Annotated in this window: 23 protein-coding genes, 2 tRNA genes and 2 pseudogenes; 12 read left to right on the forward strand and 15 right to left on the reverse strand. The window is 34.1% G+C overall.

The window, feature by feature from the left end; all coding sequences use genetic code 11:
* Positions 1–8: 8 nt before the first annotated feature.
* The 14 genes from G551_RS15225 to G551_RS0101850 all read right to left on the reverse strand — a co-directional run bounded on the left by G551_RS15225 (position 9) and on the right by G551_RS0101850 (position 13,520).
* Positions 9–2,441: an MMPL family transporter gene (locus G551_RS15225; RefSeq protein WP_051191177.1), complete on the reverse strand. Its 2,433-nt coding sequence runs from the start codon at positions 2,439–2,441 to the stop codon at positions 9–11.
* Positions 2,434–3,633 (reverse strand): DUF2062 domain-containing protein, encoded by a 1,200-nt coding sequence (locus G551_RS0101785; RefSeq protein ID WP_051191179.1) that lies wholly within the window; start codon positions 3,631–3,633, stop codon positions 2,434–2,436. The genes G551_RS15225 and G551_RS0101785 overlap by 8 nt, the downstream gene beginning before the upstream one ends.
* Positions 3,634–3,642: 9 nt before the next feature.
* Positions 3,643–4,014 carry a hypothetical protein gene (locus G551_RS16095; RefSeq protein ID WP_051191182.1) on the reverse strand — a complete coding sequence of 124 codons (372 nt, stop codon included), beginning with the start codon at positions 4,012–4,014 and terminating at the stop codon, positions 3,643–3,645.
* Positions 4,015–4,143: 129 nt separating this feature from the next.
* A complete protein-coding gene (locus G551_RS0101795) occupies positions 4,144–4,785 on the reverse strand; it encodes a LolA family protein (protein WP_027883958.1) in 642 nt (213 codons plus the stop codon).
* On the reverse strand, positions 4,754–5,527 hold the full coding sequence (locus G551_RS0101800; RefSeq protein ID WP_027883959.1) for a polysaccharide deacetylase family protein: 774 nt from the start codon (positions 5,525–5,527) through the stop codon (positions 4,754–4,756). Before G551_RS0101800 ends, G551_RS0101795 begins: the two co-directional genes overlap by 32 nt.
* Positions 5,520–6,596 carry a beta-ketoacyl synthase N-terminal-like domain-containing protein gene (locus G551_RS0101805; RefSeq protein ID WP_051191184.1) on the reverse strand — a complete coding sequence of 359 codons (1,077 nt, stop codon included), beginning with the start codon at positions 6,594–6,596 and terminating at the stop codon, positions 5,520–5,522. The genes G551_RS0101800 and G551_RS0101805 overlap by 8 nt, the downstream gene beginning before the upstream one ends.
* Positions 6,593–7,780, reverse strand: a complete 1,188-nt coding sequence (locus tag G551_RS0101810) for a beta-ketoacyl-[acyl-carrier-protein] synthase family protein (RefSeq protein ID WP_027883961.1) — start codon at positions 7,778–7,780, stop codon at positions 6,593–6,595. Before G551_RS0101810 ends, G551_RS0101805 begins: the two co-directional genes overlap by 4 nt.
* 52 nt (positions 7,781–7,832) lie before the next feature.
* Positions 7,833–8,084, reverse strand: coding sequence for a phosphopantetheine-binding protein (locus G551_RS0101815; RefSeq protein WP_027883962.1), 252 nt, complete (start codon positions 8,082–8,084; stop codon positions 7,833–7,835).
* Positions 8,059–8,682, reverse strand: a complete 624-nt coding sequence (locus tag G551_RS0101820) for a hypothetical protein (protein ID WP_027883963.1) — start codon at positions 8,680–8,682, stop codon at positions 8,059–8,061. Before G551_RS0101820 ends, G551_RS0101815 begins: the two co-directional genes overlap by 26 nt.
* On the reverse strand, positions 8,675–9,823 hold the full coding sequence (locus G551_RS0101825) for a beta-ketoacyl synthase N-terminal-like domain-containing protein (RefSeq protein ID WP_051191186.1): 1,149 nt from the start codon (positions 9,821–9,823) through the stop codon (positions 8,675–8,677). Before G551_RS0101825 ends, G551_RS0101820 begins: the two co-directional genes overlap by 8 nt.
* A 15-nt stretch (positions 9,824–9,838) precedes the next feature.
* Positions 9,839–10,261: a hypothetical protein gene (locus tag G551_RS0101830; RefSeq protein ID WP_027883965.1), complete on the reverse strand. Its 423-nt coding sequence runs from the start codon at positions 10,259–10,261 to the stop codon at positions 9,839–9,841.
* Positions 10,262–10,384: 123 nt separating this feature from the next.
* Complete coding sequence (locus G551_RS0101840; RefSeq protein ID WP_027883966.1) at positions 10,385–11,251, reverse strand: LpxL/LpxP family acyltransferase; 867 nt, start codon at positions 11,249–11,251, stop codon at positions 10,385–10,387.
* A gap of 9 nt (positions 11,252–11,260) precedes the next feature.
* Positions 11,261–11,992, reverse strand: coding sequence for a 3-oxoacyl-ACP reductase FabG (gene fabG / locus G551_RS0101845; RefSeq protein ID WP_027883967.1), 732 nt, complete (start codon positions 11,990–11,992; stop codon positions 11,261–11,263).
* Positions 11,988–13,520: an HAL/PAL/TAL family ammonia-lyase gene (locus G551_RS0101850; protein ID WP_027883968.1), complete on the reverse strand. Its 1,533-nt coding sequence runs from the start codon at positions 13,518–13,520 to the stop codon at positions 11,988–11,990. The genes fabG and G551_RS0101850 overlap by 5 nt, the downstream gene beginning before the upstream one ends.
* Before the next feature lie 60 nt (positions 13,521–13,580).
* Here G551_RS0101850 and G551_RS0101855 point away from each other — a divergent pair, with 60 nt between their 5' ends.
* The 4 genes from G551_RS0101855 (at position 13,581) to G551_RS0101870 (ending at position 16,192) form a co-directional block, all read left to right on the forward strand.
* Entirely contained in the window at positions 13,581–14,816 is a 1,236-nt protein-coding gene (locus G551_RS0101855; RefSeq protein ID WP_027883969.1) for an NAD(P)/FAD-dependent oxidoreductase, read from the forward strand.
* Between the two features lie 136 nt (positions 14,817–14,952).
* Positions 14,953–15,038, forward strand: a tRNA-Ser gene (locus G551_RS0101860).
* A 70-nt stretch (positions 15,039–15,108) separates the two neighbouring features.
* Positions 15,109–15,183, forward strand: a tRNA-Pro gene (locus G551_RS0101865).
* Positions 15,184–15,289: 106 nt separating this feature from the next.
* On the forward strand, positions 15,290–16,192 hold the full coding sequence (locus tag G551_RS0101870; protein ID WP_027883970.1) for an alpha/beta hydrolase: 903 nt from the start codon (positions 15,290–15,292) through the stop codon (positions 16,190–16,192).
* A gap of 39 nt (positions 16,193–16,231) precedes the next feature.
* Here G551_RS0101870 and G551_RS0101875 read toward each other — a convergent pair whose 3' ends face one another.
* Positions 16,232–17,614 (reverse strand): NAD-dependent succinate-semialdehyde dehydrogenase, encoded by a 1,383-nt coding sequence (locus tag G551_RS0101875; protein WP_036243091.1) that lies wholly within the window; start codon positions 17,612–17,614, stop codon positions 16,232–16,234.
* Between the two features lie 200 nt (positions 17,615–17,814).
* On the opposite strand from G551_RS0101875, the gene G551_RS0101880 reads away from it, so the two are divergent.
* The 8 genes and pseudogenes from G551_RS0101880 (at position 17,815) to G551_RS15240 (ending at position 22,408) form a co-directional block, all read left to right on the forward strand.
* Positions 17,815–18,228, forward strand: coding sequence for a response regulator (locus tag G551_RS0101880; RefSeq protein WP_027883972.1), 414 nt, complete (start codon positions 17,815–17,817; stop codon positions 18,226–18,228).
* Positions 18,229–18,267: 39 nt separating this feature from the next.
* Positions 18,268–18,656, forward strand: a pseudogene (locus G551_RS15235) (heme NO-binding domain-containing protein); the annotation flags it as partial.
* Between the two features lie 112 nt (positions 18,657–18,768).
* A complete protein-coding gene (locus tag G551_RS0101890) occupies positions 18,769–19,278 on the forward strand; it encodes a PAS domain-containing protein (RefSeq protein WP_027883973.1) in 510 nt (169 codons plus the stop codon).
* 55 nt (positions 19,279–19,333) lie between these two features.
* Positions 19,334–19,627, forward strand: a pseudogene (locus G551_RS16100) (PAS domain S-box protein); the annotation flags it as partial.
* Positions 19,628–19,633: 6 nt separating this feature from the next.
* Positions 19,634–19,894, forward strand: coding sequence for a PAS domain-containing protein (locus G551_RS0101900; RefSeq protein WP_240470465.1), 261 nt, complete (start codon positions 19,634–19,636; stop codon positions 19,892–19,894).
* A 279-nt stretch (positions 19,895–20,173) separates the two neighbouring features.
* Positions 20,174–20,608 carry a hypothetical protein gene (locus G551_RS0101905; protein ID WP_027883976.1) on the forward strand — a complete coding sequence of 145 codons (435 nt, stop codon included), beginning with the start codon at positions 20,174–20,176 and terminating at the stop codon, positions 20,606–20,608.
* Between the two features lie 176 nt (positions 20,609–20,784).
* Positions 20,785–21,090 carry an STAS domain-containing protein gene (locus tag G551_RS0101910; protein WP_027883977.1) on the forward strand — a complete coding sequence of 102 codons (306 nt, stop codon included), beginning with the start codon at positions 20,785–20,787 and terminating at the stop codon, positions 21,088–21,090.
* 178 nt (positions 21,091–21,268) lie between these two features.
* The gene (locus G551_RS15240) at positions 21,269–22,408 is read left to right on the forward strand and encodes a glycosyltransferase (protein WP_036243096.1); all 1,140 of its coding nucleotides are present in this window, start codon (positions 21,269–21,271) and stop codon (positions 22,406–22,408) included.
* The last annotated feature ends 139 nt before the right edge of the window (positions 22,409–22,547 follow it).

Genomic DNA, 22,547 nt, shown 5'->3' on the forward strand with positions numbered 1-22,547 from the left:
TAAAACCCTTACGCATTCGACTTTCGGTAAAGTAATCGAAATAAAAAAGGTTGCACGGTAAACGAAACCAAAACCGCAGAAAATATACCGATCAAAGAAACTGAAGCGATTGATCTCAACGCCGGATGTTGAGCAAAAATCATTACGCCCATTCCTAATAAAGAGGTGATCACCGAAAGTAAAATAGAGGTTTTATAGCTTGATAAAACTTCATTTTTATGATTCAACTCATACTTTAATCCGCTAGTTATAAATATTGAATAATCAACCCCTAAGCCAAAAATAAAAGTGGAGACAATGATATTCAATACATTAAATTGAATGCCTAAAATATACATGATAAATAAGGCTAAAACCCAAGTGATCGCAATCGGTATCAAGGTTAAAAAAACAAGTTTCAGATTTCGAAATGATATGATTAAAATGAAGAAAACCGCAATAAAAGAATACAACAGTAATTCATTAAAATCGTCTTTTAAACTGCCTAAAAAAGATTCATTCATCGCTTTTCGATCGATCGCTAAAACTCCTTCTTCTTGATTAAATTTTTCGATCACATCGGCTGAAATTCGTTGACGAACTTTGATAGAAGATGTAATCGTTACTAAATTTTCTTCGGAAGATTGCTGAATAAAATCGTCAATAAATAAATTAGAAACTTGCTGATAATCTTGAAGGTTCAACGTTCTAAAATCTTTCTTTAGTAATTTTTCAAAACCTTGAAAGGCGTTTCTTTTCAATCCTAATGAATCTGAAGTCGTTTCAATTTGTTGAAGCAATTTTTCTCGTTTAGCAACCGACCAGAAATTTTTCCATTTTTCGATACGTTCCTGTTGCTCTTGCGTCGATAAAACTACTCCGCCAATACTACTAAAACTGGTAATCGCTTCATTTTCTTTCGCTTTTTGAAGCTTTTTATAAAGCATTTGGTTGGTGAGCAACGCATCGTTTAAGGTATTACCATAACTGGCTAAATAAAGCGTTTTATTTTGGCCTTCTTCCAAAGCTTGCAACTGTTTTTCAGCAGCTATTAATACTTTCGGTTGGTAATTAAGTTGTGCTAAGTCGTTATTAAATTCAACTTTATGCATAAAAAATAAGCCAACTAGAAAAGCTAAGCCAAGGCTTCCCAACAATAGTTTATTTTTAGAGAATTCATAAGCTCCTAATCGATCTAAAAATGTTTGCTGAGGAAGAATGGTATCTTTTTTTCGATACAAATGCGGAATAATGAATAACGCCACCATTGCAGAACCTATCACGCTTAAGCCAGCAAATAAACCTAAATCTGCTAAAGCTTCGGTATTTAAAAATAGTAAACAGAAAAATGCGATCGCCGTCGTAAAACAGCTAATTAAAACCGGTTTTGTAATTGTTTTATATAAAGATTTTACGTTGGGTTGGTTGCGGTAATGCGTTAAAATATGAAGTGAATAATCCAACGAAATTCCTAAAAGAATGGCTCCGATCCCTAAACTGATTAATGAAACTTCGCCATTCAATACATAAATAAATGCTAACGCAAAAATACCACCGACCAAGGTCGGTAAAAATAAAACGAGCGGAATATAAATTTTTCGGTAGAAGAAAATAAGGATTCCAAACAAGATAAAAACAGCAATCCCAACGGTGAAAAGGATGTCTTTTTTGATCTGATTAGCATTCGCAACACTATACAATAAACTCCCAAAAAGACTAGCTTTAACGTCGTTTTTTTGATTAAGTTTTTCAACTGTTGAATTTAAATAATCGGCAAAATTGGCTTGACTTGCCGCATCTGAATAATTTGAATTTGGCGTAATTAACAGTAAAAGATTTTTACCGTTTTTATGTACTAAAAAATTCTTGTAAATACGAAAACCGGTTTGTAGTTCGAGACTTTTCAACTTCGTTAAACCTAAGCTACTTAACTGAAAAGGATCGTTTAAAACGAATCTCTTTGTGAGAATGCCCGACGGACTTACCAAACTCTTGTAAACTCCTTCTATACTTGATTGTACACTATCTTTGGCAATTCGTTGCTGAATTATCTCGTAATCTTCGTCGGTAAGGAAAAGTGGTAAATTTTCAAGAATAAAATCGTAGGTCTGTTGTACTTCGCGATCTGCAACTTTTCCTTGTATTTTTTCAATAAAAATTGAATCGGGTGATTGCTGAATTTGTTGCAGAAAAGCTTCCGCATAACTTACCAAACTATCTTCATTATGTGTTTTTTCCGAAGAAATATTCACCACGATCTTATCGGTAAATTCTACGGTTTTTAAAATTCGCTGTAACCGATTAGACGCTTCCGTTTTTGGGATAAGTTGTTGAATGTCTTCTTGGAAATTCAACTGGGAAGCGCCAAACACAAAACATAAAACCAATAAGAAAAATCCCAAAAAAGCAAAAGATTTATGAGATTGAAAATATTGATAAAGTTGAAACAGCCACTTATGCATCTGCTGAATTTTTCTTGCTAAATAAACTGAAAATTAAGAAAAATAATATTCCTAAAACAATTGCACTCACGGCAGCTAAGGCAAAACTTCCTATCAAATATTGCTTCACGCCCATTAAAATATCGAGCGCATTTTCAATATTTTCAATATTTAAGGTGGCATCAGGCTCGTTTCCTAAAATGATCGCTCCAAATTGATAACTGAAATACAACAAAAACGGAATCATTGGCGGAATGCTCACATTTGAAGCGAAAAATGCCAAGACTTTATTCAATTTAAAGTATTCTGCAGCAAAAAAAACGATTAACGAATGTAAACCCCAAAATGGCGAAATACCAATAAAAACGCCCAAAGCAATCGCTTTTGCCTTTTGTAGCGGAGTCTCCTGAATTTTTAAAATATCTTCTCGCCAGAAACGCTTCCCTCCTTTTTGCTGAATTTCTTTGAGTTTTCTAACCGGTTTTACAAAGAAAAAAGAGACAAAAACAAACCAAATATTCAATAAAGTAATTCGGGTAATATCGATCACTGGGCGAAAATGCGTCACCCGCTCCTTAGGATCATACAATACATCGATAGGTATGTTTTCTAGCTCGACACCACGCCAGGCACTTTTCACCATAATTTCGATCTCAAACTCAAATTTAGGCGTAAATAACTTGATATTATTCACGATTTCGAGCGGATATAATCGAAAACCACATTGCGTATCTTTTAAATTGTAACCCGTTTCAATATAAACCCACCAACTCGAAAAAATATTCCCGAAACTATTGCCCTGTGGTACGCCGGGACTATCCATTTGTCGAGAACCAATGATTAATAAAGGTTTTTCGTGAGGCTGCTGTAATTGCTCTATAAATTTCGGTAAGTCTTTGGGATAATGTTGCCCGTCTGAATCTAAAGTAATTGCATACTTAAATCCCAGTTTTTCGGCTTCTTGAAAACCTTTTTTTAGAGCATTTCCTTTCCCTCTATTTTCCTTAAAATGAATCGTATGAATTTGCGGATAATCAGCTAAAATAGTTGGTGTATCGTCGGTAGAACCATCGTTGATCACCAAAAGATTCTCCGTATATTCTAAAACGCCGTCGATCACCCGTTTTAACGTGTTTTGATTATTATACGTTGGAATAATCACACAGCATTTTAACGCATTGAAAATAGGTATGTAAGCCGAATTTTCTTTCAATTTCTTGATTTAATGGTCGACAAAAGTCGTGAAAATCAATTTTACTTTGGCAATAACTTTTAGAGAAGTTTTGGCTATCGCTTTTAAAATAAACTTATTCTCTTGTTTTTCAATACTTCCGGTACAAATTAAAACGTTTTCTTGATCGGGATCGAGTACGTTTAAAAATTTAAGATTTGAAGCTTCTTCAAGCTGAAGTTCTTCCGCAGAAAAATCTTCAGCAATTTGCTTAAATAAATGAATCATCACCACGGCCGGCGTTACTTTTTGATCGGGAAAATGACCTTTATACAATTCGTGATCGGCATTCAGTTTTAATCGAACTTCAAATTGATCTTCTTCAAATTGCTGCTGAATGATTTCTGAAAAATTTTTAAGCATAACTTTTTACAATGATAATTTTATCTGTGGTCACACTGAGCTTTTCGAAGTGTAAGTTGGCAATTTTGTAACTATTCCTGAAAATTAATGAAGATGAAATCCTGAAACAAGTTCAGAATAACAAAGATTTTATTTTTCAACTTCAAAAACACTTTCAGCAATCGGTTGATTCACCTTTAGATCATTAAGGCAAATAAGCACATAACTTTCTTCTCCTTCTACCAGCTTAATTTGTTCCACTAAATAATCACTATTAAAATACAATTCAATTTGGCTGAATAGCTGCTGTTGCTGTGAAATTGGTTTTAAAATCGTCTTGGTAAAATCGCCTGCTTTCGTATACGTAATTTCAAAATCTTGTTGCTGAATAATTTTCCCATTAATACTTTTAGAAATAAGCTCACTTAACTGGTCGAACATTTTATAAGCAGAAACATCAATTTCTCTCGCTTTACCATTTTCGGTAAGAAATAATTTGCCATCGGTAAAAAGAATTCCCATCGCAAATGGTTCTATATACGTCCAATTTAACTGGTTGTTGGTATTGTAGTAAAATTTGCCGGAGCTTTCTGCGGGTGAACTCAAAAACTCTTCGTGTTTAGTTTGTATAAAAGTTCCCTGCAAGTTTTCAACCTCTTCAGCTTTTGCAAAAACTTGTTGCTGAAAATTTTCGATTTCTATGGAAGTAAGCTCAGTTTGAGCATTTGAATAGAAACTAATAAGCAACAACGCTAAAAAACTAAGCGTAAGCTTTGATATGGAATAATTCATCTATGGTCACAGATTTAAAATTATGTTCTTGTAAAAATACCAATAATCGCTCCAAAATTACCAAGGTATGTGCTTGATTATCGTGCAATAAAACCACATCGCCTTTTTTTAATCGTTTGGTAATGTTTTTAAATAAAAGATCTTCGGAAGAAAATAACGCATCAAACGAGCGTAAACTCCAGCCAATGGGTTGCATTTCTGTAGCTTTTAGAGCTTTTTTAATATTCGGGTTCGCTACACCAAACGGAGAACGGAATAATTTTAAATCGACATTCCCATGCGTTTTTGCCGCTTGATTACAAGTTTCGATTTCTCGAATAATGGTTTTCGATTTTAAAAAACCGTAATTTTTAGGATGTGCATAAGTATGATTTCCAACCGTATGACCTTCAGCAATAATTTGTTTGAAAATTTCAGGATGTTCGTCAATACAATGACCGATACAAAAAAATGTCGCTTTGGCGTTATACTTTTTCAATAGCTTTAAGATCTGAATTGTATTTGTGTGTGGACCATCATCAAAAGTCAAGGCAATTTTTTGCTGAACAATTCCGGGATTTTTATGTAATGCGGAATAAAAATAATTCAGTTGAACGTTCGTAGAGCCAATAATGGTGAGTAAAAACCAAGTTCCACCAAGAATTAAAAACCAATAAATTGGCCATTGGTATTGAAAAACCGCGTAGGTTAATAAAACCAATAAGATAAAAAAAACTGTATTTACCGGTTCACGTTTAAACATATTCTAATAGAATCCAACTGTGATTTTTACCTCTAAATTGGTTATAAAGTAAAACTTTTTTAATTGTTTTTTGAGGTTGAACATTATTCAATCGATAAGCTTCCGGGAGATGTTGAGATTTTAAAATTTTTACTCCTAATTGCATTCCAAAAGCAGAAGCTGTGTACGATTCACCTACCAAATGCTTATAATATACCAGAGGAATTTCTATAAATTCTTGCTGAAGCGGCTGAAAATACGCATCAAAATCTACATCGCCATTATTGCCTAAAATAACCAGATCAATATCAGCAATTGCTAGCTTATTTTCAGCTAAAAACGCTTTTGTTTTGAGGAGAACTTCTTCTGTTGCTAAACTATTTTCTAAATGAAGATCAATAAGTTGAGCGTAAGAATTTTGACTTTTTTCTTCTGAAATCACAAAAAAATGAGCCCCTTCTCCAATTATACTTCCTTTAGATTTATAATCGAGTAATTTTAAATTTTCAAGTGAAGTTTCACTTTTAATTTGTTGATCGAGTTGCAACAAACCAATCGTATTTTCCGAAATTTCATCGATTCCGCCTACTAAAATTTGATGTTTTTTTTCTTCTGTAAGGATTGTTAATTGCGCATCAAGCAAGGCGCTTTCAAACGAAGCAGAACCTTGTACATACGTAAAATTATAAGCTTTACTTTTTAAGTATAACGCTACCTGGCCGCCAACCGTGTTGTGCGTCGATTGTACAAATTTACTGGGAGAAAGCAATTCTTCATGTTGCAAAAGTAAATTTTCTAAGAAAATATCAGAATCTTGCTTGCAACCCATTCCGGTTCCTGTTAAAATGGATGTCGGTTCTTTTATATTAGCATCGATCAACGCAGAGGCTGCTGTAAAAACGCCCATTTTTACCGATTTCGACATGCGTCGCATCGCAGCAGGTTTTATTAGTTTCTTATAACCCTTAAACGCAACTTGCAACACCGGTTTTTCGAAAGTTTGAATTTGCTGAAAATCAAAATTTTCTTCTTCAACTGTTGATTGTGGCGACAGCGAACTGATTCCGTTAATGTAGCAAGTTTTTATCATACCGCCGAAAATAGTAAAGAAGAACAATTACCCCCAAACCCGAATGAATTTGATAATACTTTTTCGATTTTCTGTGGAACGATCTCTGTTTCCGGAGAAAAAGATAATTCCGGCATTTGTGCTTTAAAATTTAAATTTGGCCAAATCTTTTGCTCTTGAATTGCTAATAAAGAAAAAACCGCTTCAATTGCTCCGGCAGCGGCCAAGGTATGTCCGGTAAATGCTTTGGTGGAAGAAATTTTTGGTAGATTTTCTTCAAAAATACGTTGAATTGCGATACCTTCAGAAAGATCATTATTTTCAGTTGCCGTCCCGTGAGCATTGATATAAGAAACTTCTTCAGCATTAATTTTTGCCGAATTTAACGCGGCTTGCATTGCTAAAAAAGAACCTTCTCCGGTTGCGGAAGATGCCGTTTGATGGAAAGCATCGTTCGCATTCCCATAACCGTCTAAAAAGCCTAAAATAGTTTTGTTTTGAGCTGTTGCTTTTTCTTCGGTCTCTAAAACCAGATACGCGGCGCCTTCACCTAAATTAAGTCCGCTTCGATATTCATCAAAAGGTTGACAAAGTTTTTCAGAAAGAATTTTCAAACTATGAAACCCGTTTAAGGTGAATTTAGAAAGACAATCTGTTCCGCCGGCTAACACCGTTTCAGCTTTCCCGGCTTTTAATAGTTTGGCTCCGGTAATTAAGGCATTAGCTCCCGAAGAGCACGCGGTACTTACTGTGGTTACTAAACCTGTTATAGCTAAATGATGTGCGATCGTATCGCTGGTAAAACCAGGATGTTGTGCTTCAATATATTTTGTGGTATGCGGATTTTTAGAAAAATCTTGGTACAATTTCTCTGTATAATCCATTCCGCCAACGCTGGTTCCGTTAACGAAGGCTATTTTAGTTGTAGAGGATATTTTTGCTTGTTGCAAAGCTTCTTCCGCAGCTTTCACTCCTAACAAAGCCGCGCGAGTAAAGGTTTCATCTTGCTTCACCTTTAAAACTTCAACTAAATGCGTATTCGTTAATTTAATTTCGCCACAAGGGAATTTTTGATGTATAGTTTCTAACAATTCTAGTTGACCAATCCCCGATTTTTGCTGTGTTAATGCCAACAAATTTTCTTGAACATTATTCCCAATAGCAGAGACAATGCCCATCCCGGTTATGGCGATGCGTTGAATCATTAGTTAAATTTTAATTGAATACCTACAAGGTTTTGAAAACCTTGCAGGAAATTTAGGAATGTTTTTCGATGTAAGTCGCCATCGTTTCTACGCTATAAAAAACTTCTTTTCCTTCTTTAGGATCGGTGATTTTTATGCCGTAATCTTTTTCTAATAAAACGATCAATTCTAAAGCATCGATCGAGTCGAGCCCAATTTCATCTCCAAAAAGCTCATCGTTATCGTTAATATCTGTAATTTCTAAATCTTCAAGATTTAATTGTTCTATAATTTGTGCTTTAAGCTCTTGTCTTAAATTGCTCATAGTTTTCTTTTAAATTTTCGGCAGTCAAGGCCTTGCCTTTATCATCTTGCGTTATCAGGCTCAAAAATACATTATATCCTTCTTTATCCAAATCTAACCAACCACAAATTGCAGCATTTGCCTTGTTGGTACTGAATAGATTTTGCAAATAAACAATTAAAAATGAAGCGTCAAATTTTTCAGAAATAAAAAAAGCATTTTCTGTTTGTAATTGTTGTCGAATGCTCAATTCTCCCAACACAATATTCGGTAAAGTGTACACAAAAACTGAAGGCGAAGCAAAAGCATTTTCATTAGAAATGCTTGCTTGATAATTAAGATCGGTCTCTAAACTTCCAGAACTATTTTGTAGAATTAAAGCCGTTTCCGGGGTTAATTTTTGATCTTTTGCTAGATATTCTGAAGCGATAAATCCTAATTTAGAAAGTAGGTCCATTTTATAGAATTTAGCATAATCGATTTCTAAATCTTGATAGCAAGCTTTTAAAAATGCCAGTAATTCTAGATCTTCAGCAGTTTCAAAAATAACCTTTCCGTTGAAGATCACTTGATGATTTCTAAGGATGACCGATGCCGAAATTTGATGATTTTTATGCATACATCAAGTTTTTAAAAATCATCGCAAAATTACAACCTCCAAAGCCTGATGCGGTTTTTAAGGCGTATTTTAATTTTTTTTCTTCTAAATTCTGCTGAATATTTAATGGTGGCTCCACTCCTATTTCCGAACAACCCAAGGATGGAAATAATAGGTTTTGCTGAAGAGATTTGATACTCAAAATACTTTCGATCAAAGCTGAACCTCCAAATGTATGTCCGTAATGAGCTTTATAACTGGTCAAGGGTTTTTGCTGAAGGTTTAATCTGCCAAAAGCTTGCGCTTCCATCGCGTCGTTGTAAAGTGTTGCCGTTCCGTGCGCAGAAATGTAATCTATCGCTGAGGATTCTAAATGAGCTTCTTTTAAAGCTGAAGAAATGGCTTTAACCAAACCTTCACCTCTTCGCGACGGACCTGAAATATGGTTTGCATCATTTGCTATGGCTTCCCCTACAATTTGAATGGTTGAATTTTGTATTTCTGTACTCAATAAAACTCCGGCTGCAGCTTCCCCCAGATTAATGCCTTTTCGATTTTTGTCGTAAGGTTTACAAATTTCACTATCCATCGCTTGCAATAATTGAAAACCGGAACGTGTAAATTTAGAAACCACATCGCCACCTAAAACCAATGCATTTTTATAGGCATTTTCTTCTAGCAAACGTTTACCAACACTTAACCCTAAACCACCGGAAATACAAGCATTAGAAAGTGTGATCGGTTCATTTTTGATGTTAAAATATTTCTGAATGGTTTTCCCTAAACTGTACAGTTTTGATTTTTCAGGAATAGAATTTTCAGCATTTTCGAGTAATTCTACATTTCCTTTGGTTGTAGAAATAATTAAAACTGTTTCCTCTAAATTAATAGGATTTCGTTCTAATAATTGATGAACCGTTAATAAGAATAACTTTTCTAATTTGGTGAAATCTTCCGCATTCGAAAATGATAATTTCTTAAAATTTTGCTGAAGTTCTTCTTCTTCAAAAAGTGCCGCGTAATAAAAATTTTCCGCAGAAATCTTATGTTTTTTAATAGCAGTTTGTCGCTGCTTAATTTGCGCTATATTAGCTGAAGTTCCCCAACCTAGCGGCGCGATAATTTCATCGTCAATAATATGTACAGCGGGTTTCTGTCTCAAATTGATGGCGTTTATTTAAGACGAAAGTACAGTTTTTATTTCAGCCCAAGCTAAAAGTTCTTGAGAAGAATTAAAGACTTCTACCTTAGCTAACTGAATACCAATCGCTTCGTATTGTTTTTCTACTTTGCCAAAAATTCGCGTAGCTACCTTTGGAAATGCTAGAATCTCTGCTTTTTTAATAGCGCCAATAAATCCGACTTTCGCCTCTTTTTGAGCTTCTTCCATAAATGCAGAAGAAACCGCAATGCTTTGCGCCATAAACTCTAATAAACCAGCTTCAGAAAAACGGTTTCTACTGACCAACAAATTATCTTCTGCAATCTTTAAAGTTGAAAATACTTCCCTATTTATTTCAACTAAACCATCAACCATCGCGAATGGAGCTTTTTGTGGTAGAAGGTTTTCAACCTGAGATTTAGTAAGAAGTGTTTTCATAGCGAATGAGCTAATTTAACTTTTCGTCACCCTGAACTTGATTCAGGGTCACATCAAAGATTTTCTTATTTTGATGAGATGCTGAAACAAGTTCAGCATGACTTTTGGTTTTCAATTCAATAATCAATCCCAAAAATCGTAAAAATTGAACCATTGTGTAGGATATTTTTTTACCATTTTTTCTAAATTTTGTAAATATCCTTTTAGAATTTTTTGTGGTTCGTGATTTTCGACTTCTAATTTTCTGGCGTAAAAATGGTAATGATAATTAGGTTCTCGCATAATGTACACCATTAAGGTGGGCAGTTTTTTTAAGGCTGCCAATTTAAACGGACCTTCAAAAAACCGCGACTTTTCTCCTAAAAAGTCAGCTTTTATATGTTTACCTTCTCCACTACGATCGGCGGCAAAAACTAAAAGCTCATTATTATTTAAAGCCTCGTTAATTTGAAATAAATGCGATAGATCTTCTTTTACCACAATTAAGTTGAGTTTTGTTTTCCCGGTAACTGACTCTAAATAATTTTTAATGTTTTTGTGTTCGTGATCGGTCACCACCATATTGATAGCAGCTTCGTTCCCTAATTCTTCAAAAAATGTTCTCGAAATATTAAAATTTCCAATATGCGCAGTAAATAAAATTCCGCCTTTTTTCTGCTGAATTAATTCTTTTATATGATGAATTCCGTCGAAATTCATGGTGAATTTATCGCGCTTGCCTACGGTTACCGCAACCCGATCGATTAAACTTTGCCCAAAAACATAATAAGTTTGAAAAATTTTGAAAACTGAAGTGACAACCGAATATTCTAATCTTCGATGAAAATAGTAAAACAAGGCTTTGGACGCCTTTGGAGCAGCGATCACAAAATAAGGAACCGGTAAACTTAGTAAGAGATAAGCCGCTCGGAGTCCAAAATTTTTGATAAAAAACACAAAAACCTTAATGCCAGAAACGCTTCCGCGAGATTTACCGTTCCACTTAGCCATAAGTTGATTTTAATGAAGACCGCCGTTAATGTTAATTACTTCTCCGGTAATGTAATTGGCTTTTTTTGAAGCTAGAAAACTCACCAAATCTGCCACTTCTTGAGCTTCACCAAAACGATTTGCGGGAATAATTTTCTTCAATTCTTTTTCATCTAGATCTTGCGTCATATCAGAATTTATAAACCCTGGTGCAACGGCATTTACGGTTACTTTACGTTTAGCAATTTCTTTCGCCAAAGCTTTTGTCGCTCCGATAATTGCTGCTTTTGCCGCAGAATAATTGGTTTGCCCCGCAGTTCCTTTAACTCCGGAAACCGAAACAATATTAATTACCCGTCCAAAACGTTGCCTAATCATCGGCGTAATGAGTGGTTTTGTGATGTTATAAAAACCCTGAACGCTAGTGTTGATCACTTGATCCCAATCATTTTCACTCATCGCCATAAATAAACCATCATGCGTCACTCCGGCATTATTCACGATCACTTCAATAATCGAATCTGGATGATCTTCTTGCCAATTCTCTAAAACGTTTTGCGTTTCATTTCTATTAGCAACGTCAAATTTTAAAGTTTCGCAACTTGCATCAGTTTCAGCTTCAATTTCTGCTTTGGTTTGGGCTGCCGCTTCATCATTATTTAGGTAAGTAATCAAAATATGATAACCTAAATCTTTGGCAATTTGCTTGGCGATTGCTTTCCCAATTCCGCGTGAACCGCCGGTAACTAATGCATATTTAATTTTCATAAGAATCGTGATTTTTCAAATAATGGGTGGTTTCTTCGATTAACGAATACAAAGGCTGATCTTCTTCGATCTTCGGAATAAAGATTTGTAACTGCTGAAGAATACTTCTTGTTTTTGGTGCTAATTTTTCTACTTCCTCTAAATAATACGCCGCTTGCACTAAACTAATTACTTGCACCGATAAAACTTCAAAAGAATTATTGATCACACGTTTGGTTAGCGTTGCCGCATTGGTGCCCATACTCACAATATCTTGATTGTCGTTATTGTTTGAAATACTATGAATGTACATGGAGTTTGACAAGGTTTGATTTTCTGCTGTTGTAGAAACCGCGCTGAATTGAGCACCTTGCATCCCAAAATTGAGTCCGAGTTTACCGTGATTTAAAAATGGCGGAAAAGTATCGTTCAGCTTCGCATTCATTAAATAGTTAAGTTGTCGCTCTACCAACATTGAAAGTTTAGTCGTTGCCAAACGCATTTTATCCATTTCTAAAGAAATATAATCTCCGTGAAAATTACCGCCGTGATAAACCTGTTGTTTTTCAGCATCGACAATTGGGTTATCGTTGGCAGAATTCACTTCATTCAACAAAACTTTTAATACATTTTGATACGTGTCTTTTATCGGACCTAAAATCTGCGGTACGCAACGTAAACTATAATATTCTTGTACTTTTTCTTTAAAAAATTCTTCTTCAACAGACTTATACAAATGTGCTTCGCGTTTTTTTATGAGTTGACTTCCCGATAAAAGTTCACGCATTTGTTGAGCGACTTCCTGTTGGCCTTGATGCAATTTCGCTTCATTTAATTCAGCAGAAAAATGATCGTCGTAAGCGCTTACCAATTCATTAAGCAAACTGCTGGTAAAAATTGACCAATTCAGTAAACGTTCAGCGTAATAAAAATTGAGTAAACCAATACCCGTCATTACCGAAGTACCGTTAATTAAAGCCAAACCTTCACGCCCCTGAATAGGAATCGGCGTTAAATTTTCAGCTTTAAAAACTTCTGAAGTCGAGGTTCGCTTTCCTTTATAAAACACTTCGCCTTCACCAATTAATACCAAAGCTAAATGCGCTAATTGCACTAGATCTCCGCTTGCACCAACGCCGCCATGTTCAAAAATTACCGGATAAATTTCTCGATTAATGAGCTCTTTCATTATTAAAATAACTTCGGAAGAAATTCCGGATTTCCCTAAACTCAACGTCTGCAAACGAGCCAACATTACCGCTTTTACTTCATCTTCAGCTAAAATATTTCCGGTACCTGAAGCGTGACTTCTAATTAAATTATATTGTAGGTCTTTTAAGCTTTCTTTCGGAATTTTATATTGCGCCATCGGCCCAAAACCTGTGTTTACGCCATAAATCACTTTGTCTTCAGCAAAACTTTTGAGAAACTTAAAACTCTCTTCCATTTTTTGAAGTGTAGCTTCTGCGATTTCAACTTCTTTCTGCTGAAAAATAATGGCTTTAAATTCTGAAAAACTAAACGAATACGGAGCTTTCGGCATTAAAAATTGCTTAAGGTTTACCCGACAAATGTAGTATATTTACCTAGCAAAAAAAATTAGATGAATACAGAAAAAGTAGATGTTTTAATTATTGGCGCCGGTCCTTCGGGTTGTGTTTCTGCTTCGTATCTCGCGCAAAAAGGTTATCGAGTTACGATTTTAGAGAAAAGTAAATTTCCTCGTTATACGATCGGGGAAAGCTTGATCCCGCGTTGTATGGATAATTTTGAGGAGGCCGGACTTCTAGAAGATTTACAACAACAAAATTACCAAAAAAAGTACGGAGCTAAGTTTATAAGAAACGGAGTTGTGGGCGCATTCGATTTTGCTGAAAAGTTTGGTGAAGGTTGGAATTGGACTTGGCAAGTACCTCGAGATGATTTTGATCTGGTTTTAGCTGAATCTTGTCAGAAAAAAGGTGTCAAAATTCTTTTTGAAACTGAAGTAACTGCGGTAGATTTTTCTGCGAAAGAAAAAGTAACGATCTCCTATCGTTCTAAAACTATTTCTGAAACGATAACTGCTCGATATATCATTGATGCCAGCGGTAACGGAAGAGTTCTTGCCAAACAACTTGGTTTAGAAGCTGAAGCGAAAATAAGTTCGCATTCTTCGATTTTCACTCAAGTGAAAGATATAGATCGAGAAAACTTTAAACATCAAAATACGATTACTTTTGATATTTTAGAAAAAGAAGTTTGGATGTGGTATATCCCTTTTTCTAACGGAAATACAAGTTTAGGCGTAGTTGCTCCAACCGATTGGTTAGCCCAATTTTCTGAAGATAACGAAACTGCTTTTCGACAAATATTAGCTTTAAGTCCGGAATTTAAAGAACAGTTTGAGAAGGTAAAATTTAACTTCGCTCCTATTCAAATTAAAAATATTGCTAAAAATGTGACTCAGCTATGCGGTAATCGCTTTGTATTAACCGGTAATAGCGCCGAATTTTTAGATCCGGTATTTTCTTCCGGAGTTTCTTTTGCGACCGAAAGTGGTTTATTAGCAGCAAAATTAATCGATAAGGAATTGAAAAGAGAACAAGTTAATTGGCAGAAAGACTACGTAGATTATATGAATGCCGGGATCAAAGTTTTTTCAACTTATGTAAAAGAATGGTACACCGGTAATTTGCAAGAAATAATTTTACATCAACAACCCAACTTAGAAATAAAGAAACAACTTTGTGCAGTTTTGGCCGGATATGTATGGAATCAAGAAAATCCGTTCGTAAAAAAACACCAGCGAATCGTGAAAAATGTAGCGAAATTAATAAGCTTAGAAAAAAGTTTATAAAAAATATCGTTTATAACTATTTGCGCTTAAGTAAGATATAATTTAACTCAAAAAAAGCTTATTTTTTGTTTGGTGAGAACGTAAAGAGGTTATATATTTGCATCCGCAAAATGATTTGCAAAGTTCATAATTTTTTGGAGAGGTGGCAGAGTGGTAATGCAGCAGCCTGCTAAGCTGTCATCCTTCTTGGATGCCCGGGTTCGAATCCCGGTCTCTCCGCCACAAAAAAAGTGTTTGGTAGTTTAAAAAATAGTTTTATATTTGCCGCTCCAATCACAAGACGATTACCACTCGGGGTGTAGCGTAGCCCGGTCATCGCGCCTGCTTTGGGAGCAGGAGGTCGCAGGTTCGAATCCTGCCACCCCGACAAAAAGCCTTAGATAAAATCTAAGGCTTTTTTTATTTTTAAGCTTATTTTTCTTGCTTAATTCTTCTTAGAATATCTTATTTTATTTTTTATTAATTCTTAACTTATGAAACTAAAATTTTTACTTCCTCTACTCTTTTTATCCTTATTTTGTAAAGCACAAACTAGATATATTGATGATCTCTTTCAGCCTAAAAAAGCAATTGAAAAAGTTTATGCTACAAAAGATGGTGAGCAACTCAAATTATACGTTTACGAACCTAAAAATGATTCCGCAAAAAAAAGACCGATCATTATATTTATGCACGGTGGCGGCTTTGGTGTAGGTTCTCCACACAATCCTGCTGAAGTAAAATTTGCAAAAGAATGTGCTAAAAAAGGTTATGTTGCTGTACAAATTGGTTATAGACTTACAAGAAAAGGTAAAGGCTTTGATTGTGATTATTCTGCAGAAGGAAAACGAGAAACCTTTAAAAAAGCTGCGGAAGATTATTTAGATGCGGTAAAATATATGATTCAGCATCATGAAGAATTTAATATTGATCCAAATCAGATTATAGCCGGAGGAAGTAGCGCCGGAGCTGAAGCAGTTCTGCACGCAGTCTATCAACAAAACTTACTTTTTGAAGATGCTTCTGCTTATGAAAACATCAAATTTAGCGGACTTTTCTCTTTAGCCGGAGCGATGCTTGATGTGCGTTATTTAAATGAAGAAAATGCCACTCCTGCTGTATTTTTTCATGGAACTGCAGATAATTTAGTACCTTATGCTACAGCACCTCACCATTACTGCGATAAAAATGCTCCCGGTTATTTAATTTTAGATGGTTCTAAGACTATAACTGAAAGATTAAAACAATTAGAAACTTCTTATATGCTTTATACTTTTAAAGAGGCCAAACACGAAATTTCAAGTATTCCTTTTGATTATTTAGATCAGGTATTTCCTTACTTTAAAGAAGTGTTTTTAGAAAAGAAACATATTCAGTCTGAAGTTACTATTGAATAAAAAAAATCCTGAAGCTGTGCTTCAGGATTTTTTTTTATTCTAATCATTTAATCGCATTACAGCTTTAGCATTTACAAATTCTCGAATACCAAAACCGCCGTGCTCATTACCGTAACCAGAGTCTTTTACTCCACCAAACGGCATATTAGGCTGTGCGACACCAAATGAGTTGATAAATACCATACCGGTATCAAAATGTTTTTTTGCTAATACAAAAGCTTTTTCTTCATCTTTGGTGAAAATTCCGCCACCTAATCCAAAATTACTGGCGTTAGCAATTTTAAATGCATCTTCTTCATCTTCTGCTTTTATCAAGGAAGCTACAGGTCCAAAAAGTTCATCGTCATAAGCCGGCATTCCGGGGCTTAGGTTGTCTAAAACGGTAGCCGGGTAGTAATAACCTTTTTGATCTGGTACTTCTCCCCCACATAAAACTTTAGCTCCTTTATCAATACTTTTTTCGACTTGTTCATGAAGTTTTTCACGAAGATCTTTACGAGCCATTGGTCCAATATTAGCATCATTACTCGTAGGATCTCCAAATTTTATAGCTTTCATTTTCTTTACGAAAGCTTCTTTGAAATCTTCATAAATTTCAGCTTCAACAATAAAACGTTTAGCTGCTACACAAGTTTCTCCGTTATTGTAAACTCTACCATTCACGCAACTCTTTACAGCTGTTTCTAGATCTGCATCCTTCAATACAATATAAGCATCGTTAGAACCTAACTCTAACACCGTTTTCTTAAGGTTTTCTGCTGCTTTTTTTGCTACAACTTTTCCGCCGGCTGCACTACCGGTAAAAGTTACCCCTCTTACCAAATCGTGTTCGATAATTTTATCAGATTGATCATGATCTACAAGAATTACTTTGAAAATATTTTCTGGTAAACCAGCATCTTTTAAAACTTTTTCTATCATTAATGCTGATCCGGTAACATTTTCTGCATGCTTTAATAAAACTCCATTACCGGCCATTAAATTTGCGATCGTGTAACGGATAACTTGATAGACTGGAAAATTCCAGGGCTGAATACCATAAATAACTCCGAGCGGTGAATACGTGATTAAACCTTTACCGCCATTAGGTAAAGTACGTTGTTCATCTTTTAGACTTTCTGCTCCGTTTTCTGCTGTATAATCACAAATGCTAGCGCAAAGTTCTATTTCTTGTTCTCCTTGAGAAATAAGTTTTCCCATTTCTTTCGTCATCAATTTGGCAAATTCGGTCTTGTTCTTTTTAAGTTCAACACCAATCGCCTTCAATTTATTTGCGCGTTCTTCAAATGATGTAAACTTCCATTTTTGGAAAGCTTGATGACAATCTTTTACAGCTTGATCTGCTTCAGCATCATTTATAAAAGAATATTCTTTTATTGTTTCTTCTGTTGCTGGGTTAATTGTTTTAAATGTTTTAGACATAGCTTTTTTTATAAAGCTAGAGAAAACAAACCATCTTAAGTCTTAAAAGTGTGTTATGTAACATTTTTTTGACATTTCTGTTAAAACCATTCATCGACACTTAAGTCTAATTGAACGATATTGCACTTACCTTAAACGATTAATGAAACTACAAAGGCTTTAATTATTGATATTTGTTTGCAAAACCTACTAATGTTAACATGAGAAATAAATTAAGAATTCTATTAATTGAAGATGATATGATTGAAGTGATGAAACTTAATCGTACCATCGGCTCATCTCAATTACCCCACGAGGTTATAGAAGCTAAAAAGGGAGAAGAAGCTTTAGACTTTCTTAGAAGCGATGCAAAATTACCAGATATTATTTTGCTCGATTTAAATATGCCTAAGATGAATGGCATTAAATTTTTAGAAACCCTTAAAAACGATGAAACACTCAAGTACTTGCCTACAATTATTTTAACAACTTCTGCCAACCAAAAAGATATTTTAGCTTGCTATAAAGTTGGTATTGCCGGTTATGTTATAAAGCCATTAAAATATGAAGATTATGTAATTAAGCTCAAATGTCTACTTGATTACTGGAGTTTAAACGAGCTTATTAAAGGATAAGTAATTATGAAAGGAATTGTATTTACCGAATTTCTCGAAATGGTTGAAGAGAAATTTGGACTAGAAGTTGTCGATTACATTATCGAAAGCTCTGAGTTAGCTTCTGAAGGGATTTATACCGCTGTTGGGACTTACGATTTCTTTGAGATGCAACAATTACTAGTTCATCTAAGTGAAGTGAGTAAAATACCTATTAATGATCTAATTTATACCTACGGTTTATATTTTTTTAAAACGCTCACCTCGCATCACGGAGATATTTTTAAATATTATAATTCGCCTATAGATATGGTGGCTTCCATCGAAAATCACATTCACGTACAGGTTAAAAAATATATCCTGAGGCTGAATTACCGACTTTCAAAATCGTAGAACAAAACGAGCAATCGCTTAGTTTAATCTATAAGTCTGAAAGAGCCATGTTCATGTTTGCCCAAGCTTTAATGGAGAAAACATTTGAGTATTACCACGAAAATGTCGACATTCAATACAACTTACTTAACGACAAAGGAACTGAAGTAAAGTTTTTAATAAATTCCCATGAATAATTTATCGAAAAAGGTTGAAATTCTTGAAAAAGCACTTGAACGAGAAAAAAAAGCTCGTAAGAAAGCGGAAGATATTCTTGAAGAAAAATCGACTGAATTGTATGCACTTTCTGAAGCTCTAAAAACTTCGAACCAAAAATTATCTCATTTATTAAAAGAAAAAACCAATCAGTTAGAAGATGTTTTCACTAACATTTTAGATGCCTATGTGGTGATCGATATTAGTGGTTATGTGCTTACGATGAATGATGCCGCTATTCAGCTTTTGGGATTCGATCACAAAAAAGAAAACGTAAATCTAATTGAACTTGTAAAACCAGAATTTAAAGATTACACCTTAAACGCCTTTAGGACACTTTACGAGCAAGGAACTTTTTCTAATTATAAAGCAAAGCTACTTACTAAAAACAACCAAGAAAGAATCGTTCAAATTAACGCGAGTATTATTTACGACGATAATGGTAAGCCTATTGCCGCACAAGGTATTGCTCGACATCACTAACGAAACTCAGCTTAAAAAGCAGTTAGAAGAACAAAAAAAGCAATTAGACTTAGTGATGGATAACTCCCCTATCGGGATTAGTCTATCTAAATCTAATTACGAAGGTTTAGTGATTGCCAACAAAACGCTTTCTAAACTTTTAGGGTATTCTCAAGAAGAATTAAACCATATAGATGCTACCACAATCACACATCCTGAAGACCGTGATTGGTCTTTAAAATATTTTGAAAACCTTAAAGAAGGTAAAATAGATCATTATTCTGTATAGAAAAGATATATTAAGAAAGACGGCTCGATGATATGGGTAAAAACTTCTGCCAAAGCTGTTCGATCTTCAGATACAGATGAAACCTATATGGTAGCGACTTTCGAAGATATTTCAAAAGAAAAACAAGCCCTAGAAAAACTTAAAGAATCTGAAAACAGACTTGCGGCATTAATTGTAAACCTACAAACCGGAATTCTCTTAGAAGATGAAAATAGAAATATCTTACTTACCAACGAGCGTTTCTGTAATATGTTTGGTATCGATGCTCCGCCGGAGGCTTTAAAAGGTTTAGATTATAGTAATGCTGCAGAAGAAACTAAATCACTCTGCACTAAAAGTGCAGAGTGATTTAGTTAAAAAATTCTAATATCTTCTCGTAAAATTTATTTCAAAATTACATTTATCTAAACTATAGCTATAATCATCGAAACATAACGACCACTCAACGAAAAACAGGTATTTAAAAAGGAAAAGCTAACGATATTTGAACTGAGCTTAAGTAATTATTTCATAAGTTTTTATTGGTTTTTTTAGGTCGGGAGATAAATCTCTCGATCTTTTTTGTTTTAAATAAGCAACCTTTCAAATAATTAATCATCTTAAGGATGTAAATCTAAAGATCTAAAGATGAAAAAATTACTTCTACTTCTCGTAATTACTATGGTTGCTGCTTGTCAAGATTGTGAAGATGATTCCGGTTCTATAAATTTGTTAGATTGTAATCTAAATACAACGGTAAGTACGCTCGCTTATCAAAATTCAACTTCAGATCCTGTTACTATATCTTTTCATGCGATTACAGAAAATTGTTTGGCGCTAGATTATACCGCTAGTGGTTGCGATGGGTCTTCTTGGGAAGTTGAATTAATAGCTTCAGAAGATATTTTAGAAACTAACCCACCACAGCGAAATTTAAAATTCATACTGACTAATCAAGAACTTTATACAGCAGTGATCCAACAAGAAATGTCTTTCGATATTTCTAATCTTCAAGTAGCAAATAATAACTCTGTATTGCTAAGTATTGATGGAATTACAGAACCTATTCTATACGAATACTAATAACTATTTATATATTAACTAATTAAAGTTGAATTACTTCAAAAAATATAGATAACTGTTCCTACCTAAATATAACGTATTCGTCTATATATAATTGCCATTCATCGAAATTTAAGTTAGTTGGGCGATTAAATACAAGATATTTGATTCACTAACAACAAACAAAATTTTGAATTATGGCTTTCGCAATCTCCTTTGAAAATGGCAAGTTTTGGTTACGAGGTAACCTTACAGCTAATAACGCAAATTTAGTTAGAAAACATTTTGAATTAATTTTTCAAACTCAAAATGAAGCGATAATACATCTAGGTGCTTTAGATAAAATTGATACCGCAAGTGTTTTTGAAATTCAAAAATTATTGAAATATACCAATCAAAGGCATCTTCATTTGTCGATAACCGGTACAGAAAATCCGAAATTGAAGGGAAAATTACCGTTAAACGGTATGTTTTTTAATCTCGATTATCTACAAAGTGCATAATTTCTATTTAACACTTAAATCTCTTATTGATTCATTATCAATCATTTAAATGTTACATAAATGTTAATAGCTTTATTAAATGTTAAAAAAATCAGCAATTTATCGAGTAAAGTTGTTTTTAGTCGATTAAATTTTTAGTTTTACAATGCAAACGTTTTACAGATTAAACTCAAACCCTATGAAATTAGCTGTCGTAACCAATTTTACTCCAAATAAAACTAATGTTAGTGAGTACGGATATCATTTAGCTAAAAATTTTGCTAAAAATCAAGATGTTTCAGAATTAATTGTTTTTACAGAAAACTCAATTGATCAAACCAACACGAATGATTATAGCAAAATTAATGGGTGTACAGTTAAGATAAATGAATGTTTAGATCGTAAAACCACTAAAAATGCATTTAGCATTTTAAAAGCTGTTAAAGAAGAAAAGCCAGACGCTATTCTATTTAATATACATTCAACCCAACCAAACAGTAATAGTCTAATGAGTGTATTATTACCATTAGTATTAAAACTGAAAGGTATTTCAACTATCGTATTATTACATCAAGTTAAAACTGAAGGCTTTTTAAATAAAGCTTTTACACGTTTACTTTTACAAGCAGATTTAGTAACGGTAACTTTAGAAGAGCAAGCTCGTTTGCTTAGAGAGAATTTTAATGCGCATAATGTTTCTGTAGTTCGTCACGGTTCTTTTAGTACTCCGGTTTTTCCACAGCCTGTAAAAAAAGATGAGCCTAAAAAAGTTTTAGCTTTTGGTAAATTTGGAACCTACAAGCGTGTAGAGATTTTAATTGAAGCGATTGAGCAAGTAAGAAAACGCACTGAGGAAAAAATTGAACTCATTATCGCAGGAATAGATGCACCTGAAGCTCAGGGTTATCTGGATAAAGTAAAGAAAAGTTATCATGATGTAGAAGATATTTTCTTTACTGGTTATGTTGAAGAGAATGATGTAAAGCATGTATTTAAAGAAAGTACAATTGTTGCATTCCCGTATACATCTTTAGAAGGTAATGCCGGTATTCTACACCAAGCAGGAGCTTACGGTAAAGCAACTGTTTTACCGCAAACTAAAGATTTTGAGATTATTTCTCAAGAAGAAGGTTATACAGGAGCATTTTTTAATGAACGTAGTATAAGTTCACTCGCAACAGCAATTGAAAGCCTTATCGTAAACGATGAATATAGAACAGAAGTTGCAGAAACTAATTATCAAGCAGCTTGTAAAAATACATTGGCATCTGTAACGTCTTCGTACATTACATTATTTAAGAATATTATCGATAACAAATATTCTTATGCCTTGGTATAAGACATATCCCATTAATAAATTTGAATGAAAAGAGGACAAACGCCCTCTTTTTTTTATACCTAAAATTCACTTAATTAATTCTCGTAATTATACTTCACAGAAACTATAAAAGTCATCAAAATTTGACCAAAAAACACTG

Origin of the sequence: Mesonia mobilis DSM 19841 (genome assembly GCF_000423405.1) — a bacterium.
GTDB lineage: Bacteria > Bacteroidota > Bacteroidia > Flavobacteriales > Flavobacteriaceae > Mesonia > Mesonia mobilis.